Origin of the sequence: Pseudomonas sp. UFMG81, from assembly GCF_015354575.1 — a bacterium.
GTDB lineage: Bacteria > Pseudomonadota > Gammaproteobacteria > Pseudomonadales > Pseudomonadaceae > Aquipseudomonas.
Genome location: NZ_JACAFQ010000002.1, coordinates 127,471 through 141,396, shown reverse-complemented (window position 1 = coordinate 141,396; position 13,926 = coordinate 127,471). Strand labels below are relative to the sequence as shown.

13 protein-coding genes are annotated in these 13,926 nt (G+C 63.0%); 1 reads left to right on the top strand and 12 read right to left on the bottom strand.

The genetic code is table 11. The annotated features are described in order from the left end of the window. Nucleotides 1-25: 25 nt before the first annotated feature. Nucleotides 26-1,342 (top strand): M91 family zinc metallopeptidase, encoded by a 1,317-nt coding sequence (locus tag IX761_RS02445; RefSeq protein ID WP_194787967.1) that lies wholly within the window; start codon nucleotides 26-28, stop codon nucleotides 1,340-1,342. Between the two features lie 6 nt (nucleotides 1,343-1,348). Here IX761_RS02445 and astE read toward each other — a convergent pair whose 3' ends face one another. From astE to IX761_RS02385, 12 genes are all read right to left on the bottom strand, one after another. Then, complete coding sequence (astE, locus tag IX761_RS02440; RefSeq protein WP_194787966.1) at nucleotides 1,349-2,356, bottom strand: succinylglutamate desuccinylase; 1,008 nt, start codon at nucleotides 2,354-2,356, stop codon at nucleotides 1,349-1,351. Between the two features lie 10 nt (nucleotides 2,357-2,366). Continuing rightward, the gene (locus IX761_RS02435) at nucleotides 2,367-2,657 is read right to left on the bottom strand and encodes a topoisomerase II (RefSeq protein ID WP_194787965.1); all 291 of its coding nucleotides are present in this window, start codon (nucleotides 2,655-2,657) and stop codon (nucleotides 2,367-2,369) included. A gap of 15 nt (nucleotides 2,658-2,672) precedes the next feature. Further along, on the bottom strand, nucleotides 2,673-4,022 hold the full coding sequence (gene astB / locus IX761_RS02430; protein ID WP_194787964.1) for an N-succinylarginine dihydrolase: 1,350 nt from the start codon (nucleotides 4,020-4,022) through the stop codon (nucleotides 2,673-2,675). Between the two features lie 23 nt (nucleotides 4,023-4,045). Further along, on the bottom strand, nucleotides 4,046-5,509 hold the full coding sequence (gene astD, locus IX761_RS02425) for a succinylglutamate-semialdehyde dehydrogenase (RefSeq protein ID WP_194787963.1): 1,464 nt from the start codon (nucleotides 5,507-5,509) through the stop codon (nucleotides 4,046-4,048). Next, nucleotides 5,510-6,538, bottom strand: a complete 1,029-nt coding sequence (astA, locus tag IX761_RS02420) for an arginine N-succinyltransferase (protein WP_194787962.1) — start codon at nucleotides 6,536-6,538, stop codon at nucleotides 5,510-5,512. It lies immediately after the preceding gene. 55 nt (nucleotides 6,539-6,593) lie between these two features. Then, on the bottom strand, nucleotides 6,594-7,613 hold the full coding sequence (aruF, locus tag IX761_RS02415) for an arginine/ornithine succinyltransferase subunit alpha (RefSeq protein WP_194787961.1): 1,020 nt from the start codon (nucleotides 7,611-7,613) through the stop codon (nucleotides 6,594-6,596). 137 nt (nucleotides 7,614-7,750) lie between these two features. After that, nucleotides 7,751-8,971: an aspartate aminotransferase family protein gene (locus tag IX761_RS02410; protein WP_194787960.1), complete on the bottom strand. Its 1,221-nt coding sequence runs from the start codon at nucleotides 8,969-8,971 to the stop codon at nucleotides 7,751-7,753. 557 nt (nucleotides 8,972-9,528) lie between these two features. Then, nucleotides 9,529-10,509: a transcriptional regulator ArgR gene (argR, locus tag IX761_RS02405; RefSeq protein WP_194787959.1), complete on the bottom strand. Its 981-nt coding sequence runs from the start codon at nucleotides 10,507-10,509 to the stop codon at nucleotides 9,529-9,531. Nucleotides 10,510-10,612: 103 nt separating this feature from the next. After that, nucleotides 10,613-11,377: an ABC transporter ATP-binding protein gene (locus IX761_RS02400; protein WP_194787958.1), complete on the bottom strand. Its 765-nt coding sequence runs from the start codon at nucleotides 11,375-11,377 to the stop codon at nucleotides 10,613-10,615. Between the two features lie 22 nt (nucleotides 11,378-11,399). Then, nucleotides 11,400-12,098, bottom strand: coding sequence for an ABC transporter permease (locus IX761_RS02395; RefSeq protein WP_194787957.1), 699 nt, complete (start codon nucleotides 12,096-12,098; stop codon nucleotides 11,400-11,402). Then, nucleotides 12,095-12,784 carry an ABC transporter permease gene (locus IX761_RS02390; RefSeq protein ID WP_194787956.1) on the bottom strand — a complete coding sequence of 230 codons (690 nt, stop codon included), beginning with the start codon at nucleotides 12,782-12,784 and terminating at the stop codon, nucleotides 12,095-12,097. Before IX761_RS02390 ends, IX761_RS02395 begins: the two co-directional genes overlap by 4 nt. 91 nt (nucleotides 12,785-12,875) lie before the next feature. Beyond that, nucleotides 12,876-13,661 (bottom strand): ABC transporter substrate-binding protein, encoded by a 786-nt coding sequence (locus tag IX761_RS02385; RefSeq protein ID WP_194787955.1) that lies wholly within the window; start codon nucleotides 13,659-13,661, stop codon nucleotides 12,876-12,878. Nucleotides 13,662-13,926: the final 265 nt, after the last annotated feature.

The following is a 13,926-nucleotide window of genomic DNA, read 5'->3' as shown; positions in this document are numbered from 1 at the left end:
ATAGAAACGTTCAATCGAAGGTGAAATGACCTTCATTTTGGCGGTCATATCCGCAGGCTATACAGTTCACCGCGCCGGGACAACTACACCGGCTTGCAATATGTACCGCCGCGTCCACCTGCACGACTCCGAAGATTGCCCCTTCATTCTCGGCAATACGGAGCAACACATGCCCATCAATCAACCTGTCACGCCCTTGCAGCGTGTCAGCACTGGCCCGTCGCCAAAAGCCCTCAACGACGACCATCCACTTCCCTATCTGGATCAGAATCTCGATCTGCAAGCCCTGCCCGGCAAGCTCCTGGTCAAATCGCAACGCCAGCGCATCGACCTGTACGCCCGGCGCGACAAGCACGGCGCCCACTTGCAGACCGAAGCCCGCTGCTACTTCATCGCCCTTAACGAGCGCGACGTGCTGCACATCATTACCAAGGATGGTGACGACAAGGTCGAGATTGATGCCGAACAAGAGCACCTAATCATCGTCGAGACAGGCGAAGGCGACGATTGGGTGAAAGGCCATGCCAGCTCCAATGCCAATATTCTGGTCAACACCGCACAGGGTAATGACCGGATCGAATTGGACGGACGGGGCCTCGGGACTATCTATGCAGGTGACGGCGATGACCATGTCACCACCAGGATGCAACGGTCGACAGTATTCACAGGAGCAGGAGACGATCATGTGCTCTGCCTCGGCGAGTCGATCGTGGACGCGACCGTCGGTGTGAATCGGGTGGTGAGAACACCACATCGTGATCATGTCTATGCCAACGACCAGAGCCTGCTGATTGCCAACAACTTCGACACCCGACTAACCCCCAGGTCAGGCGCACATGCCGGTTACCGCTCAATCACGATCAACGGTACGCCCGAATACAGACAACTGGTGATCGCTAACCTCGAGCTACTGCTCGCCACCTCGACGGGTGAAGCGCTGCTACAGAGCCTGGATGCCAGCAATGTGCAGATCGCCATTGACGACATCGCTGAAACGGACAACGGTCGTTTCGACTTCGATCATGCACTGGGCGACCCCAGTATCAGAGACGGGCAACCCGGGACCAGGGTGCTGACGGGCAAGATCGGCTTCAACCCGCTGGCCCAGCGCCCCAACACGCCGGCTGTGGTGATCCTGTACCACGAGCTGTGCCACGCCTGGAATCACGCCAATGGCACGGTCATGCCGGAGCATGAGAACCAGGTCACCGGCCTTTGGACCGCAAACACCTTCGACTTCGACGGCGATCCGAGCACCCCACCCGACAACACCAACCCAGACCCCTTCAACGAAAATGCCCTGCGCCGCGAGCTGGGGCTGCCCCGACGCAACGTCTATTGAGACGCGTCAGGATAGCCGCTGACCGTTGTCTGGCACGATGAGTATCCCCGCCCTGAGGCCATTCTTGACCTTGGGGTTGGGGAAGATGATCCGCGCGCCCTCCTCCTCGACGACCCAGCGCATTTCGGCGAGGTCCTCGGCCAGCAGGTAACCCTTGCTCAGTTCGGAGAAATTCTCGATGTCCGCTGGCAGGTGCAGATGGAAACTGTCACTGTGCTTGATGATCTCGCGGGCGACGCTGAACAGTTTGAGCCCATCCAGCGAGCCTGTGGTTTCGGGCTCGGTCCCTTCGATGATCTGGATCAGGCGCTCCTCGAGCTTGTCGAGGTTGACCCCTTCGTTCTGGCCGAACGGCCGTGCCTTGCCCAATTCGAGGGTGAAAGCCTCGGCATCCAGCTGCTCGTAGGTGAAGGCACTGAAGGTAATCGACGACTTGCTTTGCAGCAGCACCGCCTCCATCCCCGCCGCCGCCAGGCGCGCCAGCTCACGCCGAGAGTGCTTACGCCCCTCCTTGAAAGGGTACAAGGCGAACTGTTCGATCTTGGACCCGCGAATCGCGGTATGCAGGTCGTAATGCAGGCGGGTGCGCTCTGGCTTGCTGAAGAACACCCGGGCAAACTGCTCGAGCTCAGCGGCACGCAGCGCCTCGAAACCGCTGGAGAGCTCATGACGGCCATTGAACAGGCGATTGATATCCTGCTCGATAAAGCGCTCGCCCTTGCGGATGGCCGCCGGGTTGCCAAACAGGAACAACACCCGCGCTCGGGGCTTGATCTTGCCATTGGCCACACCATGCAGCAGCCGCTCGAGCAATTCGATGGGCGCTGTCTCGTTGCCGTGAATCCCGGCCGACAACAGCAGGTCCAACCCACTGTCTTCGCCTTCCGGTGGCCGCACTTCGAGTGCGCCCTCCCCCAGCCAGCGCAAACGCGCGCCCTTGGTCGTCACTTGGGTCTTCTCGGCCGGTTCGTGATCGGTCAGGGTCAGCTCAAGCAGTTTGCCGAGGGCGAGCATAGGCGCTTCCTTAGTGGTGGTGGCCGCAGTCCGGGCCGTGGACGTGGTCGTCGTCATCTCCGGCTTGCGCCGGTTCCATTTCCAGCTGCAAGCTGACCAGGTTGGTGGCCATCGGGCGCAGCAGCAGGTTGGCGTACTCGGTGTCGTTCTCGTCGACATCGACACCGATCAGCAGCTGGCCGCGACCATCCTGCTGGATCCACACTTCCTTGCCCTGCCACACCACGGCAAAGCGGGTGCAGGAGGTTTCCAGCTGGGTGCCGTCTTCATCTTCCAGGATCAGGCGCAGGGCGTCGGACATTGCAATTTCTCTCTATCAGGGTTGGCGTTGGAACGGATAGACCGAGCCCAGCTTGAGGATCTGGGTCAGTTCGTCCAGGGCCGTGCGGCACTCGGTGAGCAGTTGCGGGTCGGCCAGGTCCGCTTCGCCCAGGCGATCGCGGTAGTGCTTGTCGACCCACTGCACCAAGGTGTCGTACAGCGAGGCGGTCATGATAACGCCTTGGTTGACCGCCGCCAGTTCGTTTTCCTTCAACGCCACCCGCAAACGCAGGCAAGCCGGGCCACCGCCGTTCTGCATGCTCTGCTTGAGGTCGAACACCTTGACCTCCTTCACCGGGCCGCCCTGGCTGGTCAGCTGGCCGAGGTAGGCCCAGACGCGTTCATTGTTGCGGCACTCCTCCGGCACCACCAGCAGCATGGAGCCGTCATCACGGCTGAGCAGCTGGCTGTTGAACAGGTAGGAACGCACCGCGTCCTCCACCGTTACCGCCGCGCGCGGCACGCAGATGCCCTTGAAGTTGCCACCCTTGCTGGCCAGTTTAGCCTGCAGCTGGCCGAGCACCGCATCGGTCTCGAGGAAGGCGTCCTCGTGGTAGAACAGCACCTCGCCGTTGCCCACCGAGATCACGTCGTTGTGAAACACCCCTTGGTCGATCACTGCCGGGTTCTGTTGAGCGTAGACCACGCCCTCGTCACGCAGGCCGTGCAGCCGGGCGACCGCCTGCGAGGCTTCCAGGGTCTGGCGCGCCGGGTACTTCTGCGGCGCCGGGTAGCGGCTGTCGAAGGCGCTGCGGCCATAGACGAAGAACTCGACGCCGGCCTCGCCATAAGCGCGGCAGAAACGGGTGTGGTTGGCCGCGCCTTCGTCACCGAACTGCGCCACCGCCGGCAGCGCTGCATGGTGGGCGAAGACCTTGTCATCGCTGAACATGGCGCCGAGCACGCGGCTGGTGGTCGGGTGCTCGATGCTGCGGTGGTACTTGCAGTTGAGGTTGGCGGCCGTGAAGTGCACACGGCCATCGGCGGTGTCGGCACTGGGGCTGACGGTAGCGGCGTTGGCCACCCACATGCTCGAGGCCGAGCAACTGGCGACCAGCAATGGCATGGCTTCTTTCGCCGCGCGCTGGATCACCTCGGCGTCGCTGCCGGTGAAGCCCAGGCTGCGCAAGGCCGCCACATCCGGGCGCTCCTGCGGCGCCAGCACGCCTTGCTGGAAGCCCATCTCCATCAGCGCTTTCATCTTGGCCAGGCCCTGGCACGCAGCTTCGCGCGGGTTGGAACCCTGCTGGCTGTTGCTCTGTGACGCCACGTTGCCGTAGGACAAGCCGCCGTAGTTGTGGGTCGGCCCCACCAGGCCATCAAAATTCACTTCATAGGATTTCATCGGCTAGGCTCCGAGACCTGTTGTTATAGGGTGACGCCCGGCGTCAGGGTCGCCGGCAGTACAAGGCTCGCGGTCTCCAGCGAAGCCACGGGGTAGGCGCAGTAGTCGGCCGCGTAGTAGGCGCTGGCGCGGTGGTTGCCGCTGGCGCCCACGCCGCCGAATGGCGCGCTGCTGGCAGCACCGGTCAACTGCTTGTTCCAGTTGACGATGCCGGCGCGGCTGCGCAACCAGAAGTGCTGGTAGCGGGCATTGGAGTCCGACAGCAGGCCGGCGGCCAGGCCGTACTGAGTGTTATTGGCCTCCTCGATCGCCGCATCGAAGTCGGTGTAGCGGATCACTTGCAGCAATGGGCCGAAGAACTCTTCGTCCGGGCGACCGGCCACGGCGGTGACATCAATGATGCCTGGCGTCAGCAATGCGGCATTGGCTTGCGGCTGGGTCATTTGCAGAAGCGCCATACCACCCTTGCCAAGCAGTTCGGCCTGGGCGTCGATCAACGCGCGGGCTGCCTGCAGCGAAATCACCGAGCCCATGAAGGGCGCCGGCTGCTGGTCGAAGGCACCAACGCTGATACTGCGGCTGACGTCTACCAGGCGGGCGAGCAGTTGGTCACCCCACGCGCCTTGCGGTACCAGCAGTCGGCGGGCACAGGTGCAGCGCTGGCCGGCGGAAATGAAGGCCGACTGGATGATGGTATACACCGCCGCGTCCAGGTCCTTGACCTCGTCGACCACCAGCGGGTTGTTGCCGCCCATTTCCAGGGCCAGGATCTTGTCCGGGCGACCGGCGAACTGCTGGTGCAGCAGGTTGCCGGTGCGGCTCGAGCCGGTGAAGAACAGACCGTCGATGCCAGGGTTGGCGGCCAGCGCCACACCGGTTTCACGGGCACCCTGCACCAGATTGAGCACGCCGGCCGGCAGGCCGGCCTCGATCCAGCACTGCACCGTCAGCTCCGCGACTTTCGGTGTCAGCTCGCTTGGCTTGAACACCACGCAGTTGCCTGCCAGCAGTGCCGGCACGATATGGCCGTTGGGCAGGTGGCCGGGGAAGTTGTACGGCCCGAACACCGCCACCACACCGTGGGGCTTGTGGCGCAGCACTGCGGTGGCGTCGGCCAGCGGGCCGCTCTTCTCCCCCGTACGCTCACGGTAGCTCTGCACCGAAATAGCGACCTTGTTGACCATGCTGGTCACTTCGGTGGCCGACTCCCACAGCGGCTTGCCGGTTTCCTCGCCAATACAGCGCGCCAGCGCTTCGCTACGCGCCTTGAGCTTTTCAGCGAACGCTTCGAGCACCCCGATACGGGCGTCCAGGCTCAGTTGCGCCCAACCGGGGAACGCCTCACGAGCGGCATGCACGGCAGCTTCCACCTGGGCGGCGTCGGCGCCCTGCCCTTGCCAGACCACCGCCTGGGTGACCGGATTGAGCGATTGCAGCGCTTCGCCCTGGCCAGCGAGCCATTGGCCTGCGATGTAATGCGTATTCATTTACTGAGCCTCCCGGCCGGCGGACAGCGGCACTGCGCGCACATTGTCGCCGGCGCCCAGGCGCAGGCGCTTGGCGGTCTGCGGATCGACCACCAGGGTGCCCGCGGCCAGGCGCGCCGGTGCGGCCGTGATGCGGCAGTCCTCGCGCTTGCGGTTATGGATGATGTAGGGGGTAGCGTCGTCACCCGGCGTGCCGACGGCCAGCACCAGGGTTTCGCTCTCGCGCACGGCGCGAATTTTCGAGGTTTCGCACTCGATGGCCGGGCCGGCGTCGAAGATGTCGACATAACCCTGGTAGTTGAAGCCTTCACGCTTGAGCATGGCCAGGGCTGGCTCGGTGTCGGTGTGCACGCGGCCGATGACATCGCGCGCGGCCTGCGACAGGAAGCAGGTGTACAGCGGGAACTTGGGCATCAGCTCGGCGATGAACGACTTGTTGCCCACCCCGGTCAGGTAGTCGGCCTGGCTGAATTCCATCTTGAAGAAGTGCCGCCCCAGGCTCTCCCAGAACGGCGAACGACCGGCTTCATCGGACATGCCGCGCATCTCGGCGATGATCTTGTTGCCGAACAGCTCGGGGAATTCAGCGATGAACAGCATGCGCGCCTTGGACAGCAGGCGGCCATTGAGGCCACTGCGACAGTCGCTGCGCAGGAACAACGAGCACAGCTCGGAGTTGCCGGTCAGGTCGTTAGCCAGGAACAGCGTGGGGATCTCGCGGTAGATGCCCAGTTCTTGCGAAGCACTGACGGTCAACCCCACCCGGTAGTTGTACCAGGGCTCACGCAGGCCGACGGCGCCGGCGATGGCACTGATACCCACCACCAGGCCCTCGTCGTTCTCCAGCACGAACAGGTAGTCAGTGTCGCCGCGCTCGGCCTCGCCACGGAAGGTCTTCTCGGCCCAGCCGACCCGCTGGCCGAGCCGCTCCTCGTTGGCCGGGAGGGTGGTCAGCCCGGTGGTGCCGGTACTGCGGGCCAATTCGATCAGCGCGGGTAAATCGCTGCTGCGTACAGGACGAACGATCATGCTATCTCCTTGTGCGGCGGACTTCGCCTGCCGCGAAACTCTCTGTTCCGGCTTATCAGACCGCGACCAGGCGCACGCTGGCGCCCTCGCCGACACCCAATGCCTCGGCGGCCTCGCTACTCAGGCTGAGCGGTTTGCCCGGCACCCAGTCCAGCTCCAGCAGCACCGCCCGGTAATCCTGCAACTGGCCGTTGCACACCAGGTACGGGCGGCCACCCTTGACCGGCGCTTCGTCGAGCTTGACCGGCACCACACGGCTCTGGGCGATCGAGCGAATGCCCGAGGTGCGCGCGTGCAGGGTCGGGCCGCCGTCGAAGATGTCGATGTAGTGTTCGGTCTCGAAGCCTTCGCGCATAAGGATGTCGAAGGTGATCTGCGCCCGCGGGTGCACCTGCCCCATCGCTTCTTGCGCTTCGTCGTGGAGCAGCGGCACATAGATCGGGTAATGCGGCATCAGCTCGGCGAGGAAGGTGCGGCTCTTCAGGCCGCACAGGCGCTCGGCATCGGCGTAGTTGAGGTCGAAGAAGTTGCGCCCGATGGCATCCCAGAACGGCGACTCGCCCTTCTCGTCGCTGTAACCGACGATCTCGGTCACCACCGAATCGGCAAAGCGCTCCGGGTGCGCAGCCATGAACAACAGGCGGCCACGGGAGTTGAGCTCGGCGAAAGCGCTGCTCACCAGTTCCGGTACCACATAGAAACTGGTCAGCAGGCTGTTGCCGGTGAGGTCGTGGCACAGCGAGAGCACGTGGATCTTGTTGTGGATCTTCAGCTCGCGCGAAGCATGCACGAAGGTCTCGTTGCGAAAGCTGTAGAACGGCTCGGAGTAGCCGGCCGAAGCGACGATGGCCGAGCAGCCGACCAGCTTGCCGGTGGCGCTGTCCTCGAGCACGAAGAAGTAACTCTCTTCGCCATTGAAGCTCACTTCGGCGGCGAACGAGGTTTCCGAGGCGGCGATCTTGTCGCCCAGGCGGCCGGTATCGTCCGGCAGCGAGGTGACACCAATGGGGCTGTCGGCAGCCATGCGCTGCACTTCGTTCAGATCCGCCATTTGCGCGGGGCGCATCACCAGCATGGTGTCACTCCTTTCGGGAAAGCACGCCGATCACATCGGCACGGAAAAACAGCGGACACACACCGCTATCTGCAAGCAGGTGCCCGCATTGGAATTCAGGGTTCGCCGGCCCCAGGTCGAGGCCGGCGAACGGGCGATCAGCCCTTGGTCAGTTTCGCCACAGCGCGCTCGAAGCGGTCCAGGCCTTCATCGATGTCGGCGTCCTCGACCACCAGGCTTGGGGCGAAGCGCACCACATCCGGGCCGGCCTGCAGCACCATCACGCCTTCTTTCTCGGCGGCGTTGAGGATGTCCTTGGCCTTGCCTTTCCAGGCGTCGCTCAGCACACAGCCGATCAGCAGGCCAACGCCACGCACCAGGGTGAACAGGCCGGTGTCCTGGCCGATCTGCTCCAGGCGGGTCTTGAAGCGCGCGTGCTTGGCCTTGATGCCGGCCAGCGTCTCTGGGGTATTGATCACGTCCAGCACCGCGCAGGCAACGGCGCAACCCAGCGGGTTACCGCCGTAGGTGGTGCCGTGGGTACCAACGGCCAGGTGCTTGGCAATGTCGCTGGTGGTCAGCATGGCGCCGATCGGGAAGCCGCCACCCAGGCTCTTGGCGCTGGTGAGGATGTCTGGCGTCACGCCATAGTGCTGGTAGGCGTACAGCGAGCCGGTACGGCCAACGCCGGTCTGCACTTCGTCGAAGATCAGCAGGGCATTGTGCTCGTCGCACAGCTTGCGTGCGCCTTCCAGGTAGGCCTTGTCCGCCGGGACCACACCGCTCTCGCCCTGGATCGGTTCGATCACCACGGCGCAGGTCTTGTCGGAAATCTGTGCCTTCAACGCTTCCAGGTCGTTGTACGGCACGTGGCTGATGCCGGTGATCTTCGGGCCGAAACCGTCGGAGTACTTGGGCTGGCCACCGACGCTGACGGTGAACAGGGTGCGACCGTGGAAGCTGTTCACGGTGGCGATGATCTCGTGCTTGTCCGGGCCGAAGCGGTCATGGGCGACGCGACGGGCCAGCTTGAAGGCCGCCTCGTTGGACTCGGCGCCGGAGTTGCAGAAGAACGCGCGCTCGGCGAAGGTCGCGTCCACCAGCTTGTGCGCCAGGCGCAGGGCCGGCTCGTTGGTGAATACGTTGGAGACGTGCCACAGGGTGTTGGCCTGCTCGGTCAGCGCCTTGACCAGCGCCGGGTGGCAGTGACCCAGGGCGTTCACCGCGATGCCGCCGGCGAAGTCGATCAGCTCGCGACCGGTCTGGTCCCAGACTCGGGAACCCTCGCCTCGGACCGGGATGAAGGCCGCCGGGGAGTAGTTGGGAACCATGACCTGGTCGAAATCGGCACGTTGCACCGGGGCTTGCTCAACGGACATCTGAGTCTCCTGAAGAGGAACGCTGGCCTGGAAGTGGCGAGCGATGGGGGGATTGTAAGGACTGATCGGCGCCTGTCCTTGCTGCCAGGCGACAACTTGTTACAGCGCAAAACCCTGTTTCCAGCGGGTTTTCGGCAATGCGACAAACAGTGTCGCAATCGCGCAGTGTAACGGCAGAGGGAGAATGGGTGAACGGGTGTTCACAGGTTATATGGCGGGGATGCCGCGTAGGGCGAGGTTATTGCGTAGTGGCTGAAATCGAGCGCCGCNCGNGCGGCGCATCGCTGGCAAGCCAGCTCCCACATTTGTTTCGGGCCAATTATTCCTGTGAAGGTACCGCTGCACGCCTTGGTGCATGTCTCAAGTCTTGTGAGAGGCCGGCAATGCCCACCGAGACACCGCGTCATGCCAACAAGGCGGACAGTGGAGATGAGCCAGAAGTAATTGGCCCGAAACAGATGTGGGAGCTGGCTTGCCAGCGATGCGCCGCGCGGGCGGCGCTCGATCTCTGCCCAGCACCAAACTCAAGGCATGCACCCCTCGCCCCAAACCGCCTGTCAGCCCTTTTCGGCTGGAGCCGAGCTCAGCTCGAACGGGCTGCTACTGCGGCGCTGGTTGCGGTCTTCGCGCGGGGTGGCGCCAAAGAAGTTGCGGTACGCACTGGAGAAATGCGGCCCGGAAGAGAAGCCGCAGGACAAACCGATCTGGATGATCGACTTGCTGGTCTGCATCAGCATCTGCCGCGCCTTGTTCAGGCGCAGCTCCAGGTAGTACTGGCTGGGAACGCGATTGAGGTACTGCTTGAAGATCCGCTCCAACTGGCGGCGGGACACGCAGACATGCTGGGCGATCTCGTCGGTGGTCAGTGGCTCTTCGATATTGGCCTCCATCAGCAGCACCGCCTGGGTGAGCTTTGGATGGCTGGAACCCAAGCGGTTCTGCAACGGAATGCGCTGACGCTCACCGCCTTCGCGGATACGCTCGACCACCAACTCCTCGGACACCGCGCCAGCCAGTTCGGCCCCATGATCCCGCGCCAGCACCGCCAGCAGCAGGTCGATCACCGCCATACCGCCACAGGCCGTCAAACGGTCACGATCCCAGTCGAACAGATGGCTGGTAGCGATCACCTTGGGGAAGCGCTCGCCAAAATCATCCTGCCAGCGCCAGTGCACGGCCGCACGATAACCATCGAGCAGCCCCAGCGCCGCCAGCGGATACACGCCAGCGGACAGGCCGCCGATCATGCAGCCGCTACGCGCCAGCTGCTTGAGCGCGCTCGACAGTGCCGAGCCGGTTGCCGCCGGCGGCTCGTCGGCCACCAAAAACAGCTTGTGACACCCCTCCAACCGCCCCGCCCACGCCTCGCCCGGCAAACGCCAGGCGCCCTCCTGACCCGCCTCGGCCTGCAGATAGACCAGCTCGTAGACCACATCCGGGTGCACCCGCTGAGCCACCTGCAACACCTCGTCCGCCAGCGCCAGGGTCAATGGCTTGGTGCCGGGCCAGATGAGAAATCCGATTCGCTGGGTGGTCATAGGGCGTGATCCGAAACCTGGGAAGGAAGAGTGGCGCTTGTGGCGCCGGGGCATACTGCGTGCGTTGCGCAGCATGCCCCATCATGGTGCAAAAGTGCAGCCTTTACTTCAGGCTGCCGGAAAGGAACTGCTTGAGGCGCTCGGACTGTGGATTGGCCAGCACTTCCTTCGGGCAACCACGCTCTTCCACCAGGCCTTTGTGCAGGAACACCAGCTGGTTGGACACTTCGCGGGCAAAGCCCATCTCGTGGGTGACCACCACCATGGTGCGGCCTTCCTGGGCCAGCGACTGCATCACCTTCAGCACATCGCCCACCAGTTCGGGGTCGAGCGCCGAGGTGGGTTCGTCGAACAGCATCACTTCAGGCTCCATGGCCAGGGCGCGAGCGATGGCCACCCGCTGCTGCTCGCCGCCGGACATGTGCCCGGGGAAGGCGTCCTTGCGATGAGCAACGCCCACCTTGTTGAGATAGTGCTCGGCCTTCTCCAGCGCTTCCTTCTTGTTCACGCCCAGCACATGGACCGGCGCCTCGATGATGTTCTCCAGCGCGGTCATGTGCGACCACAGGTTGAAATGCTGGAACACCATCGACAGGCGCGAGCGCATGCGCTGCAGCTGTTTCGGGTCGGCGGCCTTGAGCGCGCCGTCCTTGCCGGCCACCAGCTTGAGCTCTTCATTGTTGAGCAGGATCTTGCCCGCGTGCGGCTGCTCGAGCATGTTGATGCAGCGCAGGAAGGTCGATTTGCCCGAGCCACTGGAGCCGATGATGCTGATCACGTCGCCCGCCTTGGCTTCGAGGGAGACGCCCTTGAGCACCTCGTGGCTGCCGTAGCGCTTGTGCAGGTCTTGGATTTGCAGTTTGTACATGCTGTCGGTTCTCACAGAGCGGTCAGTGCTTGCGCGGCGCCAGGTAGCCGAGCCAGCGGCGTTCGGCCATCTTGAACAGGCGCACCAGGATGAAGGTCAGGCACAGGTAGAACACGCCCGCCGTGATGTAGGCCTCGAAAGGCAGGTAATACTGGGCATTGACCGTGCGCGCGGCACCGGTGATGTCGATCAGGGTGACGATCGACGCCAGGCTGGTGGTCTGCAGCATCATGATCACTTCGTTGCTGTACTGCGGCAGCGCCCGGCGCAGTGCCGACGGCAGCAGGATGCGGCGGTACATCTTGAAGCGCGACATGCCGATGGCCTTGGCCGCCTCGATCTCGCCATGGGGCGTGGCCTTGAGGCTGCCGGCGATAATTTCCGCGGTGTAGGCACTGGTATTGATGGCGAACGCCAGGCAGGCGCAGAAGGTTGCACTGGACAACCACGGCCACAGGAAGCTCTCGCGCACCGCCTCGAACTGGGCCAGGCCGTAATAGATCAGGAACATCTGCACCAGCATGGGCGTGCCACGAATCACGTAGGTGTACAGCCACGCCGTCATGTTCACCACCGGCTGTTTCGATACGCGCATCAGCCCCAGCGGGATGGCCGCCAGCAGGCCGAACACCAGCGACAGCGCCAACAGCTTCAGCGTGGTGAGCAGGCCGCCAAGATACAGCGGCATGGCCTCCCAGATGACGTTGTAGTCAAAGATCATAGTTCAACCACCTTGACGCCTACCGAGTAGCGCTTCTCGAGGTATTTCAACGCCAGCAGCGAGACACTGGTCAGCACCAGGTACAACGCCGCCACCGCCAGGAAGAAGGTGAAGGGCTCGCGGGTGGCGTCGGCCGCCTGCTTGGCCTTGAACATCATGTCCTGCAGGCCGACCACCGAAATCAGCGCGGTCGCCTTGGTCAGCACCAGCCAGTTGTTGGTGAAGCCCGGGATCGCCAGACGGATCATCTGCGGCACCATGATGCGGAAGAACACCTGCAGGTTGCTCATGCCGTAGGCCGCGCCCGCCTCGGCCTGGCCCTTGGGGATGCCCAGGAAGGCGCCGCGGAAGGTCTCCGACAGATAGGCCCCGAAGATGAAGCCCAGGGTGCCGATACCAGCCACCAGCGGGTTCAGGTCGATATAGTCATCGTAGCCGAGCAGCGGCGCCACACGGTTGAGCAGATCCTGGCCGCCGTAGAAGATCAGCAGGATCAAGACCAGGTCAGGGATGCCACGAATCACCGTGGAATACAGGTCACCCAGCCAGGCCAACCAGCGCACCGGCGACAAACGCAGCGCCACACCGATCAGACCGAGGACGATGGCCAGGGCCATCGACGACAGGGCGAGCTGCAGCGTCAGCCACGCCCCATCGAGGATGACTGCCCCATAGCCTTTCAACATGATTGCAATTCCTCAGGGCTTGGGAATGAAAAATGGTGCAAACCTCAGAGATTCTGCTGTTTGCACCATTGCACAGGTGAATCTCGACGACTTACTGGGCTTCAGGGCCGTAAATATCGAAATTGAAGTACTTGGCTTCGATCTGCTTGTACTTGCCGTTGGCGCGGATCGCATCGATGGCCTTGTTGATACGCTCGCGGTTGGCGTCGTCGCCCTTGCGCACAGCGATACCCACGCCATCACCGAAGTACTTCACGTCGGTGAACGATGGGCCAACGAAAGCAAAGCCCTTGCCGGCGTCGGTTTTCAGGAAGCCGTCTTCGAGCAGGGTGGCATCGGCCACGGTGCCGTCGAGGCGGCCAGCCGCCACGTCCAGGTAGATTTCGTTCTGGGTGCCGTAAGGGACGACAGTGGCGCCTTTGGGGGCCAGCACTTCCTTGGCGAAGCGGTCGTGGATCGAACCACGCTGCACACCGATCTTCTTGCCCTTGAGTTCATCCAGGCTTGCGCTGACGGTGGAACCTTCCTTCATCACCAGGCGAGCCGGGGTGAGGTAGTAGCGCTTGGTGAAGTCGACCGACTTCTTGCGGTCGTCAGTGATCGACATGGACGACAGGATGGCGTCGATCTTGCGCACTTTCAGCGCCGGGATCAGGCCGTCGAACTCCTGCTCGACCCAGGTGCACTTGGCTTTCATCTCTTCGCACAGAGCGTTGCCGATGTCGTAGTCGAAGCCGGCGATGCTGCCGTCGGGTTGCTTGAAGGCGAAGGGTGGGTAGGCGGCTTCGATACCGATCTTCAACGGCTTCTCATCGGCCTGCGATACCAGGGAAAACACGGAAAGCGCCAGGGCGCCAAGCAGTGCGAGCTTCTTCATCAGGTAACTCCATCGGTACGGGGCAATACAAGGCAGTTGTAACGGCTGCCCGATATGCGAATGGGTACAACGCGAGCCGCGCAGGTTTCGACCAAGGTCGCAGACCACGAGCGAGTGAGTGGCATTTTAGCGACAGCCCGGTAGTCGATATTTCTTCAAAGCGACAACTAGTTACAGAAGCGCCTGAAACCGCGGCGGGCGATATTGACAGCTCTTGCAGATTATGCAAGCGCAAAAGAGAAATAACCTTTATCCAAAGCAATAA